We start from the raw sequence: 22,917 nt of genomic DNA, 5'->3' as shown, positions 1-22,917 counted from the left end.
GGAATTGAGATGAGTCAGAACGTTTACCAATTTATCGACTTACAGCGTGTTGATCCGCCCAAGAAACCGATCAAGCTGCGTAAAATTGAATTTGTTGAAATCTACGAGCCCTTCTCTGAAGGGCAAGCTAAAGCGCAGGCCGATCGCTGCCTCTCCTGCGGTAACCCGTACTGCGAGTGGAAATGTCCGGTTCATAACTACATTCCTAACTGGCTGAAGCTGGCCAACGAAGGTCGTATTTTTGAAGCAGCAGAGCTGTCGCACCAGACAAACACCCTGCCGGAAGTATGCGGACGCGTCTGCCCGCAGGATCGTCTGTGCGAAGGTTCCTGCACGCTGAACGACGAGTTCGGCGCAGTCACCATCGGCAACATCGAGCGCTATATCAACGATAAAGCGTTCGAAATGGGCTGGCGTCCCGATCTGACCGGCGTGAAGCAAACCGGTAAACGCGTGGCGATTATCGGTGCAGGTCCGGCAGGTCTGGCGTGTGCCGATGTACTGACCCGCAACGGCGTAAAAGCCGTCGTCTTCGACCGTCATCCGGAAATCGGCGGCCTGCTGACCTTTGGTATCCCGGCCTTCAAGCTGGAAAAAGAGGTGATGACCCGCCGCCGTGAGATTTTTACCGGTATGGGCATTGAGTTCAAACTCAATACCGAAGTGGGTCGCGATGTGCAGATCGACGAACTGCTGAAAGATTACGACGCGGTGTTCCTCGGCGTCGGTACCTATCAGTCAATGCGCGGCGGGCTGGAGAACGAAGACGCTACGGGCGTATTCGACGCGCTGCCGTTCCTCATCGCTAATACACGTCAGATTATGGGCTTTGGCGAAACGCCAAATGAGCCGTATATCAGCATGGAAGGCAAACGCGTCGTGGTGCTTGGCGGTGGTGATACCGCAATGGACTGCGTGCGTACTTCTATTCGCCAGGGCGCAACGCACGTAATTTGTGCTTATCGCCGTGATGAAGAGAACATGCCGGGTTCCCGCCGCGAAGTGAAAAACGCGCGTGAAGAGGGCGTGGAATTCCAGTTTAACGTGCAGCCGCTGGGCATCGAAATCAATGCCAACGGCAAAGTGTGCGGCGTGAAGATGGCGCGGACCGAAATGGGCGAGCCGGATGCTAAAGGCCGTCGCCGTGCGGAAATCGTCCCGGGTTCTGAGCATGTGGTTCCGGCCGATGCTGTGGTGATGGCGTTTGGTTTCCGTCCTCACAGTATGGAGTGGCTGGCGAAGCACAGCGTTGAACTTGACGCTCAGGGCCGCGTTATCGCACCGGAAGGCAGCGAAAATCCGTTCCAGACCAGCAACCCGAAAATCTTTGCCGGTGGCGACATTGTACGTGGCTCCGATTTGGTGGTGACCGCGATTGCCGAAGGCCGTAAAGCGGCTGACGGCATCATGAACTACCTCGAAGTGTAATACCCATGTAGCGACCCAAAAGGAGGCTTCGGCCTCCTTTTTTATTGGCGGATCGCAGATAGTAAAACAGGGCCATTCGGCCCTGTTTGATTACTTCACTACCCGCAACGACGGGCGTCCACCTCGCGGCGGCGGATCGTCATCAGGGTCGTTGTCCTGATCGTCAGCATGATCGGGTTTATCACCGTCGATAACCGACATCACCGTCTCACTTTCCTGCGCTGAAGTTTCGTGGTCGTCATTCATCATGGCGACGTCTTCATCGTAGGCAGCTTCCGGTTCGAACATGGTACCCGCGCCGTTTTCACGGGCGTAAATAGCCAGTACGGCCGCCATCGGTACCGCAACCTGACGCGGCACGCCACCGAAGCGCGCATTGAAACGCACCTCGTCGTTCGCCAGTTCCAGATTGCCTACCGCGCGCGGCGCGATGTTCAACACGATTTGACCGTCACGCGCATACTCCATCGGCACGCGAACATCCGGCAACGTCACATCAACAACCAGATGCGGCGTTAGCTGGTTATCCAGTAACCATTCATAGAAGGCCCGCAGCAGATACGGACGGCGTGGAGACAGTTGTGACAAATCCATTCAGTTAACCCCGGCCAAGGCGCATTTCGCGCTCGGCTTCAGTCAGAGAAGCGAGGAAGGAATCACGCTCAAATACGCGCGTCATATATCCTTTCAGCTCTTTGGCGCCTGCGCCGTTCAGCTCGATGCCCAGTACCGGTAAGCGCCACAGCAGCGGTGCGAGGTAGCAGTCAACGAGGCTGAACTCGTCGTTCAGGAAGTAAGGTTTCTGGGTGAACAGCGGGCCAATTGCCAGCAGCTCTTCACGCAGTTGCTTACGGGCGGCATCGGCCTGTGCGCCGCTGTTGTTCTGGATGATATTCATCAGGGAATACCAGTCCTTTTCAATGCGATGCATGTACAGGCGGCTTTCACCGCGCGCGACCGGGTAAACCGGCATTAGCGGCGGATGCGGGAAACGCTCGTCCAGATATTCCATAATGATGCGTGACTCCCACAGGGTGAGTTCACGATCTACAAGTGTCGGTACGCTTTGATTCGGGTTGAGGTCAATCAGATCCTGAGGAGGATTATCCTTTTCCACGTGCTCAATTTCGAAGCTGACACCTTTTTCGGCCAGCACGATACGGACCTGATGGCTATAGATGTCCACAGGACCAGAAAACAGCGTCATTACCGAACGTTTGTTGGCAGCGACAGCCATGAAAACCTCCAGGTATATTCAAGAATTTACTGCTACCGGACTTACTCGACCGGTCAGATGTGAGTTACCTACCCGCCCGTACTGTCACTTTCGTTCAGGAAGCAAACAAAAAATGAACAATCCCAGCCATTTGGGCAGAAAATTGGATGATAGTTTACCAGATTTTGCGGGGTTTGTGGTGAGGGGATTCTGCAAATGCTGAAAAAGACGCAATAAGCGATTGATTACTGTGGATAACACGATTTTTATCCATAAAAAACCCGGCTTGCACCGGGTTTTTTCGCCAATCGTTCTGCCGAAGCAGAAAGCAATTAACGTTTGGAGAACTGCGGACGACGACGTGCTTTGCGCAGACCGACTTTTTTACGTTCAACCTGACGAGCGTCACGAGTGACGAAGCCAGCTTTACGCAGTTCGGAACGCAGAGACTCATCGTACTCCATCAGAGCGCGGGTGATACCGTGACGGATCGCACCTGCCTGACCGGAGATACCACCACCTTTAACGGTGATGTACAGATCCAGTTTTTCAACCATGTCGACCAGTTCCAGCGGCTGACGAACTACCATGCGGGCAGTTTCACGACCGAAGTACTGTTCCAGAGAACGCTGGTTGATTACGATTTTACCGTTGCCCGGTTTGATGAACACGCGAGCGGCGGAGCTTTTGCGGCGACCAGTGCCGTAGTATTGATTTTCAGCCATTGCCTATAATCCCGATTAGATGTCAAGAACTTGCGGTTGCTGTGCCGCGTGGTTGTGCTCGTTACCCGCGTAAACTTTCAGTTTACGGTACATAGCACGACCCAGCGGGCCTTTTGGCAGCATGCCTTTAACCGCGATTTCAATCACACGCTCAGGACGGCGGGCAATCATCTCTTCAAAGGTCGCTTGTTTGATACCACCGATGTGGCCGGTGTGGTGGTAGTACATTTTGTCAGAACGTTTGTTGCCGGTTACAGCAACTTTTTCTGCGTTCAGAACGATGATGTAATCACCAGTATCAACGTGCGGAGTGTATTCCGCTTTATGCTTACCGCGCAGGCGACGAGCCAGTTCGGTAGCCAGACGGCCCAGAGTTTTACCGGTCGCGTCAACAACATACCAGTCGCGTTTTACGGTTTCTGGTTTAGCTGTAAAAGTTTTCATTATAAAGCTTACCCAAATAATAAGTTACACGTTGGTGAACACCCAAACGCCTAAATACAAGTGAGGTTCACACGACATTGTCCAGTAAACCTACCCCTTCGGATATGTTTAGCCGGCACACAAGAGTTTCGGGAAAAAAACCTTGTAGTAACGTGGGGTCGCAGGATTATAGAGAAGTCGTGGGCAAAGATCGACCCCTTTTTGTGATTTGGCGCGGCTTTTGTGCAAGGCGAATCCCTTTCCCGGTGGGAAAGGGATTTACCGATTACGGCATATGCGCGCGCTTGAGATATTCTTCGCTCTGCATCTCTTGCAGGCGGGACAAACAGCGCTGAAACTCAAATTTCAGCCGTTCGCCCTGATAAATCTCATGTAGCGGCGCAGCCGCACTCACCACCAGCTTCACATGGCGCTCGTAAAACTCATCCACTAAAGCAATAAAACGTCGTGCTTCGCTCTCCATCAGTGGCGTCATTACCGGCACATCGAACAACATTACGGTATGGAACAATCGCGAGAGCGCGATGTAATCGTGCTGGCTGCGCGCATCGACGCAGAGCGTGGCAAACGACACTGCCAGCGTCTGGTTTTCCACACCCAACGTCGGCAGCGCACGGTGATTAATCTCCAGCTGTGGCGCATGCTCACGCTTTGCGCCCGCCAGCGCTAACCACAACGTATCCATTTGCCGCGCGGTCTCGCTATCCAGCGGAGTCAGCCATAAGTGCGCCTGAGTTAATGTGCGCAGACGATAATCGACGCCCGCATCGACATTCATCACATCGCAAAACTGCTTGATGGCATCGATAGCAGGTAAAAAGCGCGAACGCTGCAAGCCGTTGCGGTAGAGCTCATCCGGCGGAATATTCGACGTCGCCACCAGCGTGATACCACGGGCGAACAGCGCTTTCATTAGCCCGCCCAGCAGCATGGCGTCGGTAATATCCGAAACGAAAAATTCATCGAAGCACAGCACATCGGTTTCAGCTTTGAAGCGATCGGCAACAATTTCCAGCGGATCGCTATGCCCCTGAAGTGAAGTCAGTTCTTCGTGCACGCGCAGCATAAAACGGTGAAAGTGCAGACGTTGTTTACGCTCACCCGGCAGGCTCTGATAGAACATGTCCATCAGCCAGGTTTTGCCACGGCCAACGCCGCCCCACATATAAAGACCGCGCACTGGCGCGCTTTCACGCGGTTCTCGTTTTCCCAGCAGTTTGCCGAACTTCGCCAGCAAACCACCGTTTGTCGGTGCACTGTTGTCGCTGCGGGTAATAAGTTCTTGATAGATATGTTCCAGCCGCTGAACGGCTTCTTTTTGCACATCATCCGGCTGATGGCTCCCCTCGTTGAGGGCGCTGTTGTATCGCGATGTCGGGGTAAGGCTTTGCATGGTGTTATTGTTGTTCCTTGAAAATCGATCCGCCCCCACAGGGTTGACGAAAAAAAGGCCGTTCTACACTACGCGATGATTTGTCAGGATTCCACTTCTACACCAGAAGCGGTTATAGTGGCACTATCAGGCGCAGGCAAGGAGCTTGCAGCCCACACCCTACGGAATCACAAAATAACGGGAGAAGTACATGACCTGGGAATACGCGCTAATCGGGTTGGTTGTCGGCATTATCATTGGTGCCGTGGGTATGCGTTTCGGAAACCGTAAATTGCGCCAGCAACAGGCCTTGCAGTATGAGCTGGAAAAAAACAAAGCGGAACTGGAAGAGTATCGCGAAGAACTGGTGAGCCATTTTGCCCGCAGCGCGGAACTGCTGGATAACATGGCGCATGATTATCGCCAACTGTATCAGCACATGGCGAAAAGCTCGTCCAACTTGCTGCCGGAAATGTCCGCAGAAGAGAATCCGTTCCGCAACCGTCTGGCCGAATCTGAAGCCAGTAACGATCAGGCGCCGGTGCAGATCCCGCGTGATTATTCTGATGGCGCTTCCGGCCTGCTGCGCGGCGGCGCAAGCCGTAAATAATTCCGCCCTGTCATCTGTTTTTTTCGGGCGCGTTCCCCGCGCCCACCCCATCTTCCGCATCATAGCTATTATTTAGTCATTCACCTCATTGTTACCCGGTTGAAATTTCAATAACATCAAACTGTTTTGGGGCGTCATTCCTTTCACTTCAGGTTACGAGAGCCAGCATCAATGAAGAAACCAACCCTGCTGTTGAGTGCATTTGCGTTAAGTGTCGGGTTAACTCTCTCGGCACCGTTTCAGGCGATGGCCGCCATGCCATCACAAGTGCCCGGTCAGGGCGCGTTGCCAAGCCTTGCGCCCGTGCTGGAAAAGGTACTGCCTGCGGTGGTTAGCGTGCAGGTAGAGGGGACAACGACACAAGGTCAGAAAGTTCCGGAAGAGCTTAAGAAGTTTTTCGGCGACGATGTGCCGGATCAACCGCAGCAACCGCAACCTTTTGAAGGGCTGGGCTCCGGGGTGATCATTGACGCCGCGAAAGGCTACGTGCTGACAAACAATCATGTGATCAATCAGGCGCAAAAAATCAGCGTGCAGTTGAACGATGGTCGCGAGTTCGATGCCAAGCTGATCGGCGGTGATGATCAGAGTGATATTGCTCTGCTGCAATTACAGAACGCCAGCAATCTGACGCAAATTGCGATTGCCGACTCCGATAAACTGCGCGTCGGCGACTTTGTCATTGCCGTAGGTAACCCGTTCGGCCTTGGGCAGACAGCCACTTCCGGGATTGTTTCCGCGCTGGGCCGCAGCGGCCTGAATCTGGAAGGGCTGGAAAACTTTATCCAGACGGATGCCTCAATTAACCGTGGTAACTCCGGCGGCGCGCTGCTTAATCTCAATGGCGAGCTTATCGGCATTAATACTGCTATCCTCGCACCAGGCGGCGGTAGTGTAGGGATTGGCTTCGCCATTCCGAGCAATATGGCACAAACCCTCTCCAGGCAATTGATTCAGTTTGGCGAGATCAAACGCGGTCTGTTGGGCATCAAAGGCACGGAAATGAGTGCGGATATCGCCAAAGCCTTTAACCTTAACGTCCAGCGCGGCGCCTTTGTCAGCGAAGTGCTGCCTAACTCCGGCTCGGCAAAAGCCGGGATCAAATCCGGTGATGTTATCGTCAGTCTGAACGGTAAGCCGCTGAACAGCTTTGCCGAACTGCGTTCACGTATTGCCACGACGGAACCCGGCGCGAAAGTGAAGCTCGGCCTGCTGCGCGATGGCAAGCCGCTGGAGGTGGAAGTCACGCTGGATAAAAGCACGTCTTCGTCCGCCAGCGCCGATCTGATTTCACCGTCATTGCAGGGTGCAGAACTGAGCGACAGCCAGCTCAAAGATGGCACCAAAGGCATCGCGATAAATAATGTCGAAAAAGGCAGCGCCGCCGCGCAGGCCGGTCTGCATAAAGATGATGTGATCATTGGCATCAACCGTGAGCGCGTTCAGTCGATCGCTGAAATGCGTAAATTGCTGGAAACGAAACCTTCGGTAATGGCGCTGCATATCGTGCGCGGCAACGACAGCATCTATCTGCTGTTGCGCTAGGTCCCTCACTCTCCGGACATCATCATGTGATGTCCGGAGAACTCATGTTATGCTGCTGCCGTTCTTCCTTTTAGCGATAATCCCATCATGTATGTGAAGATTTTACGTTCAGTTGCAATCGGTTTGGTTGTGGGTGGCCTGATCATCGTCGCCATGCCTTCGCTGCGCAAAAACATCCCACTTAGCGCTCCCCAGCTTGAAAGCGCTGACGAAACGCCAGCCAGCTATAACCCGGCTGTACGCCGCGCAGCGCCGGCGGTGGTCAACGTCTATAACCGCAGCCTGAATAGCTCCACTCATGATCGTCTGGAGATCCGTACGCTTGGTTCCGGCGTGATTATGGATCAGCGTGGCTACATCATTACCAACAAGCACGTCATCAATGATGCGGACCAGATTATCGTCGCCCTGCAGGATGGCCGGGTGTTTGAAGCATTGCTGGTTGGCTCGGATTCCCTGACCGACTTAGCGGTGCTGAAAATCAACGCAACCGGCGGTCTGCCAGTGATCCCCATCAATACGAAACGCACGCCGCATATCGGCGATGTGGTGCTGGCAATCGGAAACCCGTACAACCTTGGTCAAACGACAACGCAGGGGATTATCAGCGCTACCGGGCGTATCGGCCTGAACCCGAGCGGACGGCAGAACTTTTTGCAGACCGATGCTTCTATCAACCATGGGAACTCCGGCGGCGCACTGGTCAACTCACTGGGCGAGCTGATGGGCATCAACACGTTGTCGTTTGATAAGAGCAACGACGGCGAAACACCGGAAGGCATCGGTTTTGCCATCCCTTTCCAGCTGGCCACCAAGATTATGGATAAGCTGATCCGCGATGGTCGGGTGATCCGGGGTTACATTGGTATCGGCGGGCGAGAAATTGCGCCTCTGCATTCGCAAGGCGGCGGTATCGACCCAATTCAGGGGATTGTCGTTAACGAAGTTTCGCCTGGCGGTCCTGCCGCGCGCGCCGGGATTCAGGTCAATGACGTTATCACCTCCGTCAATGGTAAAGCGGCCGTTTCCGCGCTTGAAACTATGGATCAGGTCGCCGAGATCCGCCCGGGTTCCGTCATTCCGGTTGAAGTGATGCGTGACGATAAGAAACTGACCCTGCAAGTCACCATCGAAGAGTATCCGGCAACTAACTGATTGCCATAAAAAAACCGGAGCACAGGCTCCGGTTTTTTTATGGCGGCGATAACACGTTAGCGGTTAACGAAATCCACGCCCAGTTGAATATCTTTTTTCAGCGTGTCCAGCATACCTTCCAGCGACTGTTGTTCATAAGCGCTAAGCTTGCCGATAGCATGGCGCTCTTCAATGCCGTTTTTCCCCAGCAGCAGCGGCTGTGAGAAGAAGCGCGCATATTCGCCATCGCCTTCAACATAGGCGCATTCAACCACGCCTTTCTCGCCTTGCAGCGCACGAACCAGCGACAAACCAAAACGCGCAGCGGCCTGCCCCATCGAGAGCGTAGCCGAACCGCCACCCGCCTTCGCTTCCACCACTTCAGTACCAGCATTCTGAATGCGTTTTGTCAGTTCTGCGACTTCTTGCTCGCTAAAGCTGACGCCCGGTACCTGCGACAGCAGCGGCAGAATGGTAACGCCGGAATGGCCACCAATCACCGGCACTTCGATATCGCCCGGTGATTTATGTTTCAGTTCGGCAACAAAAGTATTGGAGCGAATAATGTCCAGCGTAGTGACGCCAAACAGTTTGTTCTTGTCGTAGACACCCGCTTTTTTCAGCACTTCCGCCGCAATGGCGACGGTGGTATTAACCGGGTTAGTAATGACGCCAATACAGGCTTTCGGCGCGGTTTTCGCCACCTGAGTGACCAGGTTTTTCACAATGCCCGCGTTGACGTTAAACAGGTCGGAACGATCCATACCCGGTTTACGCGCCACGCCAGCGGAAATCAGTACGACATCGGCCCCTTCCAGCGCAGGAGTCGCATCATCGCCGGAGAAACCTTTAATGCTCACATCAGTTGGAATATGGCTGAGATCAACAGCAACCCCGGGGGTTACAGGAGCAATATCATAGAGAGAGAGTTCTGAACCAGAAGGCAGTTGTGTTTTCAGTAGTAGGGCTAGCGCCTGACCGATACCGCCGGCCGCGCCGAGGACTGCGACTTTCATCCTAAACTCCTTATTATGGTTAGCTAAATATCTTGTTACTCCGTTGCGGCGACCTTAATTCACCCTGATAATTATGGCAATGCATGCGCAAAAATTCTGCGGCACGCTCCACTTTAAGATCTTATAAGAAGGTAAATACGTCGTCAGATCGGCAAACTAAGCAACTAACACTGAGAGTTTATAATATAGCTGCGATATCCACCAAAATAACATCAACTTTATAACATTTAATTTACTTTTTAATGTTATTTGCGACGTAAGACACATGTGCCTGTCCTTCAGCGCAGGATTTGGTAAACTCCGCGCCTTTCAGCATACATTTCAGAATTTCCCAGACGAGATTGTTTGCATAAAAATTCATTAATATGCATAATAATGTTGTTTTCACGGCCATATTACGGGTGACTTATGCGAAGCTCGGCAAAACAAGAAGAATTAGTTAAAGCGTTTAAGGCGCTTCTTAAAGAAGAGAAATTCAGTTCTCAGGGAGAAATTGTCCAGGCTTTACAAGATGAAGGCTTCGACAATATCAATCAGTCTAAAGTCTCCCGCATGCTGACCAAATTCGGTGCGGTGCGTACGCGCAACGCAAAAATGGAGATGGTCTACTGCCTGCCGATTGAACTGGGCGTCCCGACAACCTCCAGCCCGCTGAAGAACCTGGTGCTGGATATCGATTACAACGATGCCGTCGTGGTGATTCACACCAGCCCGGGCGCAGCGCAGCTTATTGCACGCCTGCTGGATTCCCTAGGTAAAGCAGAAGGTATCCTCGGCACCATTGCTGGTGACGATACGATTTTTACCACCCCAGCCAGAGGTTTCACCGTTAAAGATCTCTACGAAGCGATCCTCGTGTTGTTCGAGCAGGAACTCTGATATCACTTCCCCCCGCTTCGATTGCGGGGGAATGTTCTGCCGCCTCCCCCTTCGTTCACGACTTTTCACTCACATTAATTTAACAGTTAGTGCGATTTCCTGTTTCAAACCCCCGGCGCAGTGAATGCCATCGCACAAAAAATCAAATTCAAATATCTATATGATTTTCTTAGATATCACCAATCATTTTTTAATCGCATCCAGGTTTTTTATGCTTTCTTGTTATAAAAAATGATTTCAGAGAGGCTTAATTACCATAGAAACAATTAGCATGGTATTAATTTTTTCTGTGACTAGTGTATACTTGATTTTGTGATGAGGGTCACGAAACAAGGCCCCAATGAATTGAAGTAAAAGAATACGACGAGGTGAAGAATCATGAATATCAAATCAACTGTTGCAACACTCGGCATTCTCTCAGCACTGTCATTTGGCGCTTTTGCTGCCGATTCCATCAGCGCAGACCAGGCGCAATCACGCCAGTCTCTGGGCACAGTATCCGTAGGATCTGTCGCCTCCTCTCCGATGGATATGCGTGCTGAACTGAACAAAAAAGCGGAAGAACAAGGTGCTTCTTCTTATCGCATTATCGAAGCACGTACCGGTGACAACTGGCACGCAACAGCCGAACTGTACAAATAAGTTTTACCGATAACCCTATGCCATCACTCAACGGCGCCAGGCACAAAAATAGCAGTTCAATCCTCCCTGCCGTTGAGACTCTCTTAAGGAGACAAACTATGAAACGCAATCTAATCATCGCATCCCTTGGCCTTGCATCCCTGATCTCTTTCGGCGCAAGCGCTGCAACGCTGGTTAACAGCGAACAAGCAAGCAACCTCCAACCTATGGGCAGTGTTTCTGTTTCACAGGTTGCCGGTGTACCGATGGATATTCGCCAGGAACTCTCTGCGAAAGCTGACCAGGCGGGCGCCAGCAGCTATCGCATCGTTGAAGCACGTACGGGTGACCACACCCACGTCACGGCGGAACTGTATAAATAAACCCTCGTCGTCTAGTCCGACGACTTGCCCCTGCCTGTCAGGGGCTTTTTTTTGCCTTTAACGCACATTAAAACGCAGCTCGCCTTCCAACTCCTCTTCCGCTTCATCAAACAACAGGATCAATGCGCCAAAACGGCGGCGCTGTCGCTCCGGCAGATGAACAAACTCTATCTCCAGCGGTAAAGGTAATGCTCCCGCCATCACCGCGTCCCACAGTGAATCGAGATCGCGAATTTTGCCGCTTCCCAGCTCGAACTGGCGCGAGAACTCCCGGTAGAACGCGCCCTGATCGTCGATGTTTTTAAAATCGAAAGTGTAGGTATTCATTATTTCCGCCACCAGCCCAACAGGGCGGCATCCGCCGCCGACGCGTTATAATCCGCCGAGATGCAGGGTTTTCACCTCAAGAAACTCCTCCAGCCCCAGCACCGACCCTTCGCGACCGAGACCCGACTCTTTCACTCCGCCGAACGGCCCCAGTTCGGTGGATACTGCGCACTCGTTAATACCGATCATTCCACTCTCAATGGCCTGCGAAACGCGGAACACCCGCTGCAAGTTTTGCGTATAGAAGTAAGCAGCCAGGCCAAACGGCGTCGCATTCGCACGCTGGACGACTTCTTCCTCGCTGGTAAAGCGGAAACAGGCAGCAACCGGACCAAATGTCTCTTCCTGCGCCAGCTTCATGCCATCGCTACAATCGCCCAGTACGGTTGGTTGCCAGAAGTTACCGCCAAGGCTGTGCGCTTTACCACCAGCCAGCACTTTAGCGCCTTTGGCCACCGCATCTTCCACATGCTCACGCACTTTCTCGACGGCGGCCGGCTCAATCAACGGCCCCACTACCACGCCCTCTTCCAGACCATTTCCCACTTTCAATGCGCTTACCGCCGTACTCAGCTTTTGCGTGAAAGTATCGTAGACAGACTCATGAATATAGAAGCGGTTTACGCTAACGCATACCTGGCCAGCATTGCGGAATTTGTTAGCAATCGCCCCCTGAACTGCCGCATCGATGTCGGCATCTTCAAAGACGATATACGGCGCGTTGCCCCCCAGTTCCATCGACACTTTTTTCATGGTTTCGGCGGCGTTGCGAACCAGGGTTTTCCCTACCGCAGTCGAACCGGTGAAAGAGATCTTACGTACCTCGTGGCTGGCCATAATCGCATCGCTGATTTCTGCCGTGTTACCGGCAATAGCATTGAGCACACCATCCGGTACGCCCGCCTTCTTCGCCAGCGCCAACAAAGCAAACGCGCTGAGCGGGGTATTGTTCGCCGGTTTGATAACGCCGGTACACCCTGCCGCCAACGCAGGCCCCAGTTTGCGGGTCAGCATTGCCATCGGGAAGTTCCACGGCGTGATGGCAGCCACCACACCTACCGGTTCCCGGGTCGCCAGAATGCGCGACCCCGGCTTGATCGGCGGGATAATTTCACCGTTGGCGCGTTTTGCCTGTTCGGCAAACCACTGAATAAAGCTGGCGGCATACTCGACTTCCCCCTCAGCTTCTTTCAATGGTTTCCCCTGCTCGGTGGCCATTAAGCGCCCTAACCAGCTTTTATTTTCAATGATCAATTCATACCAACGATAGAGGATGGCGGAACGCTCTTTCGCGGTTTTCGCCCGCCAGCCCGGAAAAGCCCGACTCGCCGCAGCAATGGCATCTTCGGTCTCTTTTTTCCCTGCTTTCGCGACGCTGGCGATGACTTCACCGGTGGCCGGATTCAGAACGTCAAATGTGGTGTTCAGGGATTTCCAGACGCCATCCACCAGATAGCCGGTCTGAAAAAGTGGGTTGTCCTGCAATACCTGCGTTGTCATTTGTTCTCCCGATCGGTGTGTTATCAGCTTTCACAAAGTATAGCCATAAAAAAACCGACGCTTTTTAGCGTCGGTTCTCTGTTTAGTTGCTGGTCAGCGCATGCTGATATTTGTGAAGCATCCCGGTTAATCGCTGCACCGGTTCCGTCACCTGTGGCGGCGCATCCCAGATGCGCAGTTTCTCCTGGTAGATATCCAGCTCTTCCAGCAGTTGCGTAAAGTAGCGCCGTCGTTTGTTATCCGATCCAGCCGAAATCACTTGCGACGCGGTACGGCGTAACTGGCGATGAAAAGCGGAAAGATCATCGTTGATCGGCACCGGCGCATCGCGCAGACGCTGGTGGGCAATAATCAACGTTAATGCCAGACGAAACTTCGCCACGTCGCCGGGAAATTTGTTCAGCAGTAAAAACAGTTGCTGATACAGTGCGGGCAGATGGTTCTCTTTACGTCGCGCTGTATTGGTGGTCATTGCCGATACCGCCGCCGAAACAAACTGATTCAACAACGTACGCCCGGTGCGCGCCTGCGAGTTATCCCGCACCAGCAGCAGAACCACCATAGCCAGCACCACGCCCACTAACTGGCCAAGCGCATTGTCGAGAAACTGGCTGAATTTAAAGGTCATTGGGTTATCAAGCACCAGAATGTTGATGGTGCCCGCCAGCGTCGCCATCGATCCCAGACGGCGCTTCTGTACCTCAATGCCGATGAAAAAGGCCAGCACCGCCAGACTGATACAAAGCAGCAGCATGCTTTGTTGTGTCGAGGGAATAATCACCAGATAGAACAACGCCCCGATTGGTAGCGCCCACAGCATGCCGTAGATAAAGTCTTTCGCCACCATTTTTGGGTTCGGCAGACGCATCGCCAGCGAGGTAACGACGGCAATCATGACCATTGATCCACTGCCGGATGTCCAGCCGGTCCACAGCCAGAAAAGCGTACCCAGCATGCACGATAAAGTAGTGCGCCAGAAGTTAACCATTGCATGGTGACGTTCGGCGGATTCCGGTTTTACCACCACTTCGCCCTGCAGAACCTCTTCTTCAACCGCACTGATTTTGGCATTACCGATGACACCGCGTTTCAGCAGCAGGTAGCGTGTCGCCGCACCCACCCAACTATAGATGGTTACCGGCGTATCATGCTCACCGGTCCAGGCTAGCACCCGGCGCATGCGTTTCAACTGTTTATGCACATCCTGCACATTGTCGACGGGATCCGCGAACAATTCCCGGAAAGTATCAGTGACCAGTTCCGGGCGCGTATTCTGAATAAGGTAGGTTTCGCAAGCCTGAGTGATCAGCGTTAATGACAGCGTGTTGATGACTTTTAACCGCCGGTTAGCACGCCCCCAGCGGGAGGATTCAATCTTCAGGTTGCTGCGCATGCCTTCCAGCGCGGTGGTACGGCGCACCAGTGCAGCCCACGCTTGATCCACCTCTTCTCTATCGCCGTGCTTGATACACAATCGCATCAATTGATAGTGCGCCACCAGCAGAGCATCCAGTTCACGGTCAATCTCACGTTTGATCGAGCGGGGGGAAAACAGCAGATCGGCAACAATGGCACAGAGGATGCCGACGACGATTTCGCTACAACGCTCCACGGCATATTGCGGTGCCAACAGCGGCTCGGTCTGAATGGTAACGACGATGATTAACGCGGTATACCCGGCCAGCCCCCAGGCATAAGAGTTTTCAACCCGTACCAGCGAGGAGAGCCAGATACAAAAACCGGCCCAGATACAACACACCATCAGCATCAGCAGCGGCGTGCGGATCAATACAATGATGATCGCCAGACCAGCAATACAGCCGATAAACGTCCCGACAATACGCAACATCCCGCGGTAACGGATAGCGCCGGAATAGGGCTCGCCACCGGCGGCAAACGCCGGGCCAGCCGCAACAATCGCAGCGGTCAGCACCGCCCAGCGCGGTGTTTCAAGCTGAAAGTGAAAACCGACAAACAGAGCCAGCACCACGGCAAAGGCCAGCTTGACGGCAAAGCGCAAATGCTGGCTGGCTATCGACAACAGCCCCATAGCGATTACCCCAGCTCACGCAGGCGGTGGGCCATTTTACGAAAGAAGGAGTCCTGGCTCTCGTCACGATCGGTTTTCCCGGTCACGACAACGGTCGCGGTAGTACCCGCAGGCCAGAGATTTCCCGGCTGTTTATCGAGGCGAATACGTACCGGTACGCGCTGGGCCAGACGCACCCATTCCAGATTGGAGTCGATGGTTGCCATCCCTTTGCTGTCGTTGCTGCTGCTGGAGTTGGTCACACCAGCGGCAATACTGTCTACCGTGCCTTTCAGCACCAGGTTACTGCCGAGCGGCGTGATCTCTGCCCGGTAGCCAGGACGAACGCCCTCGAGTTTGGTCTCTTCCATATAAGCCAGAATATAGAAGGAGTTCTGTTTTACCAGCGCCACAGCGGTGGAACCGCGGGTAATAAACTCACCGGCGTAAACATTCAGGTTGGTGACCCAGCCGTCAGCCGGCGCGCGGATGATAGTGCGCTCCAGATCGAGTTTCGCCAGGTCGCGGGCCGCTTGCGCTTTCGCAAGCTGATGCATCGCCGTTTGCAGTATGTTGTTCGCCTGGTCGATCTCTTCACGCGACATCGCCTGTACGCCTAATTGATTACGACGACCGGCCTCACGGCGCTTCTCGTTGACCAGCGCGTCGTAATAAGCAACATCCGCTTCATCTTCTGCCAGCGCTTTCTGGTAGCGAGGCTGATCGATGGTGAACAGCACTTGTCCCTCTTTTACCAGTTGGTTGTCATGCACGTTGACCGAGGTCACCAGCCCGGTGACATCCGGCGCAATGGCAACCACATCCGCGCTGAAGCGCGCATCGCGCGTCCAGGGCGATTCGGTGTAATAGACCCAGGCACGGAAAATTGCGATGAACGCCAGGATAACCAGAATGACCGTAATAGCGGTACGGGAGATATTTCTTGTTAGTGTTTTCACTTCAACCTCAAACAAACAGACGCGACAGCAGGTAAAACAGGCAGCAGTACAGCGCAGTATTAAATAACGCGGGATGCCAGACGAAATCATAGATTCCTGTGGGGATCAGCACCCGTCGCACCAGCCAGAAAATCGCCAGTGACAAAATCAATTCGAAAAAAATCGGTGGGAACGACAAACCGAACACCACGATTACGGGAAACAGACTCATGTTGACCTTGATTCGAGAACAAGCAGGTGAAATTGTTTTTACGTCACCGCAGGAATAGGACAGGCGTGCCAGGGCGAGAGTGACGTGGATATTCTTAAGAGATAGTATATTAACGTAACTGTTATGCTGTTATCTATATTGTGTGATCTAAATCACTTTTAAGTAAGAATGAATAATGGAACGACTAAAACGCATGTCGGTGTTTGCCAAAGTGGTGGAATTAGGTTCATTTACCGCCACCGCCCGACAGCTGGAAATGAGCGTTTCGTCCATCAGCCAGACGGTGGCGAAGCTGGAGGATGAATTACAGGTCAAGCTGCTAAACCGCAGCACACGCAGCCTGGGGCTGACCGAAGCCGGAAAAATTTACTATCAGGGGTGTCGTCGCATGCTGCATGAAGTGCAGGATGTTCACGAGCAACTTTACGCTTTCAACAACACGCCGATTGGTACGCTGCGCATTGGTAGTTCTTCAACCATGGCGCAAAATGTGCTGGCAAAAATGACGGCAGAGATGCTGAAAGAGCATCCAGGGTTGACTGTTAACCTGGTAACCGGTATCCCGGCGCCGGATCTGATCGCCGACGGGCTGGACGTGGTGATCCGCGTCGGCGCACTTCAGGATTCCAGCCTCTTCTCCCGCCGCCTCGGCGCGATGCCGATGGTGCTGTGCGCGGCGAAAAACTATCTTGCCCAATATGGCGTGCCGGAAAAACCCACCGACCTGGCAAATCATTCGTGGCTGGAATATAGCGTCCGTCCGGATAACGAATTTGAACTGATCGCGCCAGAAGGGATCTCAACGCGGCTGATCCCGCAGGGACGCTTTGTCACCAACGATCCGATGACGCTGACGCGCTGGCTGACCGCCGGTGCCGGGCTGGCCTATGTCCCGCTGATGTGGGTGATCGATGAGATCAACAGCGGCCAGCTGGAGATCCTGCTGCCGCGCTATCAGTCCGATCCGCGCCCGGTTTATGCGCTGTATACAGAAAAAGATAAGCTCCCGCTGAAAGTGCAGGTCTGTATTAACTACATGACGGAATATTTTATTGAAGTGGGAAAGGTATATCAGGGAATGCAGGGGCGCAGTGCCTGAGCGGATAATCCTCTCCCCGCAGGGAGAGGATTTTAACGATTAAGCCGTACCGCCTACCGTCAGGTTATCTACTTTCAGCGTCGGTTGACCCACGCCAACCGGCAGGCTTTGTCCCTCTTTGCCGCATACGCCAACGCCGTTATCCAGCTTCAGATCGTTACCGACCATAGAGATCTGCTGCATGGCTTCGATCCCGGAGCCAATCAGCGTTGCGCCTTTCACCGCTTTGGTCACTTTACCTTTCTCAATCAGGTACGCTTCCGAGGTGGAGAAGACGAACTTGCCGGAGGTGATATCCACCTGGCCGCCACCGAAGTTTGGCGCGTAGATCCCGTAATCAACGGATTCGATAATCTCCTGCGGCGTCGATTTACCGGCCAGCATATAAGTGTTGGTCATGCGCGGCATCGGCAGATGAGCATAAGATTCACGGCGGCCGTTACCGGTCGGTTTCATGCCCATCAAACGCGCGTTCATCTTGTCCTGCATGTAGCCTTTCAGCACGCCATTTTCGATCAGCACATTGTATTGCCCCGGCGTGCCTTCATCGTCAATTGCCACTGAACCGCGACGATCGGCAATCGTGCCGTCATCAACCACCGTGCAAAGCTCTGAAGCCACCAGTTGGCCCATCTGACCGCTGAATACCGATGTGCCGCGACGGTTGAAGTCGCCTTCCAGACCGTGACCGACCGCTTCGTGCAACAGCACGCCCGACCAGCCCGCGCCCAGCACCACTGGCAGCGTGCCCGCAGGCGCCGCAACAGCAGACAGGTTCACCAGCGCCATGCGCACGGCCTCTTTCGCCCACGCATCTGCACGCACATCGCCATCAACGTCTTGCAGGAACCAGTCATAACCGAAACGACCGCCGCCACCGCTGGAACCGCGCTCGCGTTTGCCATCCTCTTCCACCTGCACGCTCACCGAGAGACGCACCAGCGGACGCACATCGGCGGCCAGCGTACCGTCGGTCGCCGCGACAAGAATCAATTCATAAACGCCGGTCAGGCTGGCAGTCACTTCCTGCACGCGCCTGTCGGCCGCGCGCGCCACTTTATCCACGCGGCGCAGAATATCCAGCTTCTCTTCGCGGCTCATGCTTTGCAGCGGATCAAGGCTGGTATAAAGCGCCGTATGTTCCACCGCGCCCAGCGTCTTCACTTTGCCGTCGCCATCTTCACGCACAATGGTACGCGCGGCCTGCGCGCTCTGCTCCAGTGCCAGCAGGCTTATCTGGTCGGCATAAGCAAAACCGGTTTTTTCACCGCTCACCGCGCGAACGCCCACGCCCTGATCGATATTGTAAGAGCCATCTTTAATGATGCTGTCTTCTAAAACCCAGGATTCGTGATAGCTCGACTGGAAATAGAGATCGCCATAATCAAGACGACGTGCGGTCAATTGACCGAGAATGGCAAACAGATCCTGATGACTCAGGCCATTCGCTGCCAGCAGTTGTTCACTCACCAGATTAAGACTCATCATTTTTTACTCATCGTTGCCGCCACATCGGGCAATAAAAAAAGCGATACAAGGAGCTTGAGGCAATTCGCCGATGCCGTCAAATCATTGCGTTTTGTCCGTGCGCGGCTGGCGCAGGACTTCGTTAATCTGCGGCTGATCGACCGGGCCAGTAATGCGGTAGCGCAGAATAGAGACTTTATTCCATAGCGGCCCCAGCACTTTACTGGCGGCAAACACTGCCGCGCCTACAATCGGGTTGACGGCGAAAGCGGCTGCCACACCTACGGTTGCCGAAATTTCCGGTGCCACGACCGCTTCAACATCCAGCTCGCGACGCACCAGATCGACCGAACCTTTCATCGCGATATCCGCTTCCAGCCCGTCCACCAGCGTATCGTCGCTGTGCAGCACGCCATCTTTGATCCATGCGGTGCTGCGGATCGAATCAAACCAGAACCCTTCACTGCTGAAGGTATCGCTAAAATCGAAGCGCAGTTTGCGCAGCAGCGCGTCGACGCTGAACAGGCGCAATACCTGACCCGCATGACCGGTGCTGATATCGGTGATCTGCCCTTTCCCCAGCCGCGTACGCAGAATGCCGTTCAGCGACTCTTCCTGCGGCTGCCACGGCGGGCTGCGCCAGTGCAGGTCATAGTTGATATCAAAAGAGGAGCCACGTACCGGCGTCGGCACGCCAAAGAAACTCATCGCCGAATCGAGCTTCTCGCCGCGCAGCACGCCTTTCAGCGATGTGCGTTCCGCTCCTTCCCGGTTCACCCATTCGCCGTCTGCCGTCAGACGCGCGGTGCCGCTGTCCACCAGGCCGTTTGCCAGTGTCATCGTATCGCCATTGATCGTGAAATCACCGTCGATGCGCCCATATTTTTGCCCCCACAGCCAGCATTCAGCGCAGCGCAACTGCAAATCCGGCCAGCCGGTAAAATCAATACGGGTTTTGCCGCGCAACAACGTCGACGGCGACGAAATGTCATCATCATTCGGCTGCGTATTCGCCGGATTGTAATAGAGGTAACGGATGGCCGCCTGCCACGGCGCATTATCGCGCAGCGTCAACGTACCGCTAATTTCCCGTGCCTGCGCCTCAATGGTTGAGCCGGAAAGCTGCGGCTGTGAGACGATACTCAGGTTATTCCACTGCTGCCCGCCCAGCGTCAACGCTGGCGTGCGTAACGTGATGCTGGACGGGAAGCTCGTTGAATTACTGACATTATTCGCCACGCCCTGGCGGAACAGCGCCAGCCACTGCGCGCCGTTCATCGCGGGGAGATTTAGCTCCAGCCCGGCCTGCTCCGGCAATGGCGGAAGGGTGCGGCTATCCGACGCCCAGATCCCACGATCGAGAGTGAGTTTGTTGTTAAGCAGCCAACGGCTGTTGAAGTGATTATTGCTACCGGCGTTGCCGGTCAGCGTAAAGCTACGCAGATCGCCATCCACTTTCAGTTTTACCGGCAGCGCTTTACCCGCGGCTTTATCCAGCGGCGGCGGCAAGGTGCTGGCGATGTTACTCAGATCGCCATCAATATTGACCTTGTAAGTCGCACCGCCGCGATGCGGCAGCTCAATACCAACATCCCCTTTCCACGCCACGCTGCCGCTGAGCGCAGACTCAAGTTGAGCGGGTAATACGCCCGTGTGCGCTGGCTGCCAGTTGCCGTTGAGATTGACCGCAACCTGGTACGCTTTATCGCCTTCGGTGGTGGAAAAATCGAGGTTCAGCGGTTGATTAAACCAGCTCGCCTGTAACGGCTCGCTCTTCAGGGTGCCATTATCAAAACTGAATTTGCCGCTGAGGTTTTTCAGCGTGCTGTTGAGCGGCTTAATAAACAGGCTGTTGTTACGCAACGCCACATCGCCTTTGGCGACAGTCATCTCGCCATCCAGCGGAATATCAAGATGTAAGCGAGCGCTTACGTCGCCATCAAGTTGCAGTTCATCCAGCGCGCTGGCCAGCGTATCGTGTAGCGGCGTCTCTTTGAAATAGGGGCCAACGGCTTTGCCCGGGCCGTTAATATCGGCATCGATCAGCAGCTTCTCTTTTTCATAATCCGGAATAACCGCGGTCAGATTGCTGGCGGTCACGCCGCCGAGGGCCGCCTTATCGCTTTTCATCCACAGACCGTCATTGAGGAAATCCAGCTCGATATCCAGATTTTGCAGCGCTGGCCAGTCAGGTTGAAAAGCAAAGGTCGCATTACGCAGTGGCACCAGTACTTCAAACTGACCTTCATTGTGCTTATAGGGGAATAAGTGCGGGTTACCGCCGTACACCAGCGTGGCATCCTGCGCCTGCCCGCCTTTAATGGCGGCGCTGAGATACGACACCAGCGCTTTGCCCATCAGGTTTTGCGGGAAGTAGCGCCAGGACTGCCCGGCGTCGGAAACATTGATCCCCGCCAGAATGCCAAGCCAGGGTTCATCATCCTGCGGCTGGAGATAACGGAAACCACCGTGCGCATGTAACGCGTTCGCCTGCACATCAATGTTATGCCCATCAAGCTGGAAGCCATGTTCGTTCTTCTGCCAGTTCAGCGTGGCATCCGCTTTCTCAATCTCCAGCGGTGCCGGGAACACACCGACGTACGGCATTTTCGCCTGCATCACTGTGCCCGTTAAGCGCCCGTCAGCAAGGCTGCCTTCCAGCTTGCCGCTGAAATGTTCAACGCCCGGCAACAACTGCCACTGTTTCCAGCGGATATCTTTCCACTGTGCCTGGAAACGCGTTTTGTCGGCTGCCTGCAACGGGATATCCAGCGCCAGTTGCTCCAGCGAACCTTCCGGCTGCATAGTGCGCCAGATGTCGTACAGGGACGGCGAGATCTTCTGCGCAATCGGCAGCAGCCCTTCCAGCCCGCTCAACTCAAGGTTATTGGCGCGAACGCGCAATTCATCGCTGCGAACGCCGTTCACCCCGCCCGCTTCCTGCGCCGGAACCCAGGCAAAACTCAGAGCGCCCTGCGGCCATGCGCGGTCATCAATAGCGATACGTGTTACCGGTACATCAAACTGCCAGCCTTGCTGTTGACGGGAAACATGGACGGTCAGGTTATCGACCGTCAAATGGTGGGTGGTAGCCTGCTCTCCCTGCCAGCTTGCGCCGCCTTTTTTCAGCCACGCATCGCCGCTTTCCACCACGCCTTTATTCAGCGTCATCCAGCCCTCAAGGCTAAAACGGGCAGAATCGAGCGCCACGTTGTCCTGCATCCATGTGCCGAGCCACGGTTTAACATCGATATCATCGGCTTGCAGCCAGACACGACCATTATTCAGCAGCCCGTTGTCGTCGCGGAGATCCATCCGAACCTGCATCACACCGTGCTGCCCGGTCAGACTCGAGAGACTGACTTGCCCCTCAGCGCGGTGACGATCGTTGCCATTAAGCCAGGTAAGCTGCGGGATCGCCAGTTCGGCGCGTTGGCCGGAAAGCGTCAGAAAACTGACGCGGCTGTCGCGAAGATCGAAATGATCGAACTGGCGTAAGAAGAGATCGCTGATGCGATCGCTGGCAATCGGCTCACCGTTGTCATTCCGTTGCAGCGGGGTATTGGTGCGCGCGACCAGTTGATAAAAGGTGAGATTACGGAACTGCCAGCGCAGGTGCAGCAGGCTCTGCCAGACATCCAGCGCCAGCGTCACGCGCTTAACGGAAAGATCGCCGCCGTCATTCAGGCGGGCTTTGATATCGCGCACTTCCAGCTCTGGGCCAAAATTCTCCCAGCGCGCCTGCAACTGGCTGGCCGAAACCGGAATACCGGTTTGCGCCGTGATGCGCGTCAGGATCTCCTCGCGCCAGTTATCCAGGTGCGGCAACACCAGGCGCAAACCGCTCACCAGCAGCGCCGCGATAACAATCAGCGTCGCCCCTGTAAGCAGCAATATCCCCGGCAGTCGCCTCACGCCTCTCTCCTTGTCAACCCAATCAGACCCGCTTGTG

The 22,917-nt window shown here is 54.4% G+C and carries 21 protein-coding genes; 8 read left to right on the top strand and 13 right to left on the bottom strand.

Going from position 1 to position 22,917, the window contains the following annotated elements:
• Positions 1–9 precede the first annotated feature (9 nt).
• Entirely contained in the window at positions 10–1,428 is a 1,419-nt protein-coding gene (locus DK872_RS09995) for a glutamate synthase small subunit (protein ID WP_007369887.1), read from the top strand.
• Between the two features lie 90 nt (positions 1,429–1,518).
• On the opposite strand, the gene sspB is transcribed toward DK872_RS09995, so the two are convergent.
• The 5 genes from sspB to zapE form a co-directional block, all read right to left on the bottom strand.
• Positions 1,519–2,022 (bottom strand): ClpXP protease specificity-enhancing factor, encoded by a 504-nt coding sequence (gene sspB, locus DK872_RS09990; protein WP_007369886.1) that lies wholly within the window; start codon positions 2,020–2,022, stop codon positions 1,519–1,521.
• A 4-nt stretch (positions 2,023–2,026) separates the two neighbouring features.
• On the bottom strand, positions 2,027–2,665 hold the full coding sequence (gene sspA, locus DK872_RS09985) for a stringent starvation protein SspA (protein ID WP_161518310.1): 639 nt from the start codon (positions 2,663–2,665) through the stop codon (positions 2,027–2,029).
• Between the two features lie 311 nt (positions 2,666–2,976).
• Positions 2,977–3,369 (bottom strand): 30S ribosomal protein S9, encoded by a 393-nt coding sequence (gene rpsI, locus DK872_RS09980; RefSeq protein WP_000829818.1) that lies wholly within the window; start codon positions 3,367–3,369, stop codon positions 2,977–2,979.
• Between the two features lie 15 nt (positions 3,370–3,384).
• A complete protein-coding gene (rplM, locus tag DK872_RS09975) occupies positions 3,385–3,813 on the bottom strand; it encodes a 50S ribosomal protein L13 (protein WP_007369884.1) in 429 nt (142 codons plus the stop codon).
• Positions 3,814–4,078: 265 nt separating this feature from the next.
• Positions 4,079–5,206 (bottom strand): cell division protein ZapE, encoded by a 1,128-nt coding sequence (gene zapE / locus DK872_RS09970; protein ID WP_007369883.1) that lies wholly within the window; start codon positions 5,204–5,206, stop codon positions 4,079–4,081.
• A 190-nt stretch (positions 5,207–5,396) separates the two neighbouring features.
• Between zapE and zapG the strand changes: the two genes are divergently transcribed.
• The 3 genes from zapG to degS all read left to right on the top strand — a co-directional run bounded on the left by zapG (position 5,397) and on the right by degS (position 8,495).
• Positions 5,397–5,795: a Z-ring associated protein ZapG gene (gene zapG, locus DK872_RS09965; RefSeq protein WP_007369882.1), complete on the top strand. Its 399-nt coding sequence runs from the start codon at positions 5,397–5,399 to the stop codon at positions 5,793–5,795.
• 171 nt (positions 5,796–5,966) lie between these two features.
• Positions 5,967–7,340, top strand: coding sequence for a serine endoprotease DegQ (gene degQ / locus DK872_RS09960; protein ID WP_007369881.1), 1,374 nt, complete (start codon positions 5,967–5,969; stop codon positions 7,338–7,340).
• Between the two features lie 87 nt (positions 7,341–7,427).
• A complete protein-coding gene (degS, locus tag DK872_RS09955) occupies positions 7,428–8,495 on the top strand; it encodes an outer membrane-stress sensor serine endopeptidase DegS (protein WP_007369880.1) in 1,068 nt (355 codons plus the stop codon).
• Positions 8,496–8,551: 56 nt separating this feature from the next.
• Here degS and mdh read toward each other — a convergent pair whose 3' ends face one another.
• Positions 8,552–9,490 carry a malate dehydrogenase gene (mdh, locus tag DK872_RS09950; RefSeq protein ID WP_007369879.1) on the bottom strand — a complete coding sequence of 313 codons (939 nt, stop codon included), beginning with the start codon at positions 9,488–9,490 and terminating at the stop codon, positions 8,552–8,554.
• Positions 9,491–9,898: 408 nt separating this feature from the next.
• Here mdh and argR point away from each other — a divergent pair, with 408 nt between their 5' ends.
• From argR to yhcN (DK872_RS09935), 3 genes are all read left to right on the top strand, one after another.
• Entirely contained in the window at positions 9,899–10,369 is a 471-nt protein-coding gene (argR, locus tag DK872_RS09945; RefSeq protein WP_007369877.1) for a transcriptional regulator ArgR, read from the top strand.
• A gap of 378 nt (positions 10,370–10,747) precedes the next feature.
• A complete protein-coding gene (gene yhcN, locus DK872_RS09940) occupies positions 10,748–11,011 on the top strand; it encodes a peroxide/acid stress response protein YhcN (protein ID WP_007369876.1) in 264 nt (87 codons plus the stop codon).
• Positions 11,012–11,109: 98 nt separating this feature from the next.
• A complete protein-coding gene (gene yhcN, locus DK872_RS09935; RefSeq protein WP_035887996.1) occupies positions 11,110–11,373 on the top strand; it encodes a peroxide/acid stress response protein YhcN in 264 nt (87 codons plus the stop codon).
• A gap of 57 nt (positions 11,374–11,430) precedes the next feature.
• Here yhcN (DK872_RS09935) and DK872_RS09930 read toward each other — a convergent pair whose 3' ends face one another.
• The 5 genes from DK872_RS09930 to aaeX form a co-directional block, all read right to left on the bottom strand.
• On the bottom strand, positions 11,431–11,700 hold the full coding sequence (locus DK872_RS09930) for a barstar family protein (RefSeq protein ID WP_007369874.1): 270 nt from the start codon (positions 11,698–11,700) through the stop codon (positions 11,431–11,433).
• Between the two features lie 45 nt (positions 11,701–11,745).
• On the bottom strand, positions 11,746–13,200 hold the full coding sequence (locus DK872_RS09925) for an NAD-dependent succinate-semialdehyde dehydrogenase (RefSeq protein ID WP_007369873.1): 1,455 nt from the start codon (positions 13,198–13,200) through the stop codon (positions 11,746–11,748).
• Between the two features lie 82 nt (positions 13,201–13,282).
• Entirely contained in the window at positions 13,283–15,250 is a 1,968-nt protein-coding gene (aaeB, locus tag DK872_RS09920; protein WP_161518304.1) for a p-hydroxybenzoic acid efflux pump subunit AaeB, read from the bottom strand.
• A 5-nt stretch (positions 15,251–15,255) separates the two neighbouring features.
• Positions 15,256–16,188, bottom strand: coding sequence for a p-hydroxybenzoic acid efflux pump subunit AaeA (gene aaeA / locus DK872_RS09915; protein ID WP_007369871.1), 933 nt, complete (start codon positions 16,186–16,188; stop codon positions 15,256–15,258).
• A gap of 7 nt (positions 16,189–16,195) precedes the next feature.
• On the bottom strand, positions 16,196–16,399 hold the full coding sequence (gene aaeX / locus DK872_RS09910) for a p-hydroxybenzoic acid efflux pump operon protein AaeX (protein WP_007369870.1): 204 nt from the start codon (positions 16,397–16,399) through the stop codon (positions 16,196–16,198).
• Between the two features lie 175 nt (positions 16,400–16,574).
• Here aaeX and aaeR point away from each other — a divergent pair, with 175 nt between their 5' ends.
• Positions 16,575–17,498 (top strand): HTH-type transcriptional activator AaeR, encoded by a 924-nt coding sequence (gene aaeR / locus DK872_RS09905; protein WP_007369869.1) that lies wholly within the window; start codon positions 16,575–16,577, stop codon positions 17,496–17,498.
• A gap of 39 nt (positions 17,499–17,537) precedes the next feature.
• Here the strand turns inward: aaeR and tldD are convergent, their stop codons facing one another.
• Entirely contained in the window at positions 17,538–18,983 is a 1,446-nt protein-coding gene (gene tldD, locus DK872_RS09900; protein WP_161518399.1) for a metalloprotease TldD, read from the bottom strand.
• An 84-nt stretch (positions 18,984–19,067) separates the two neighbouring features.
• Positions 19,068–22,880 (bottom strand): AsmA2 domain-containing protein YhdP, encoded by a 3,813-nt coding sequence (yhdP, locus tag DK872_RS09895; RefSeq protein ID WP_079517289.1) that lies wholly within the window; start codon positions 22,878–22,880, stop codon positions 19,068–19,070.
• Positions 22,881–22,917: the final 37 nt, after the last annotated feature.

Origin of the sequence: Kosakonia sp. MH5 (assembly GCF_009935945.1) — a bacterium.
In the GTDB taxonomy this organism is placed as follows: Bacteria; Pseudomonadota; Gammaproteobacteria; order Enterobacterales; family Enterobacteriaceae; genus Kosakonia; species Kosakonia radicincitans.
The sequence above is the reverse complement of the archived record's forward strand: the minus strand, read 5'-3'. Positions and strand labels throughout refer to the sequence as shown.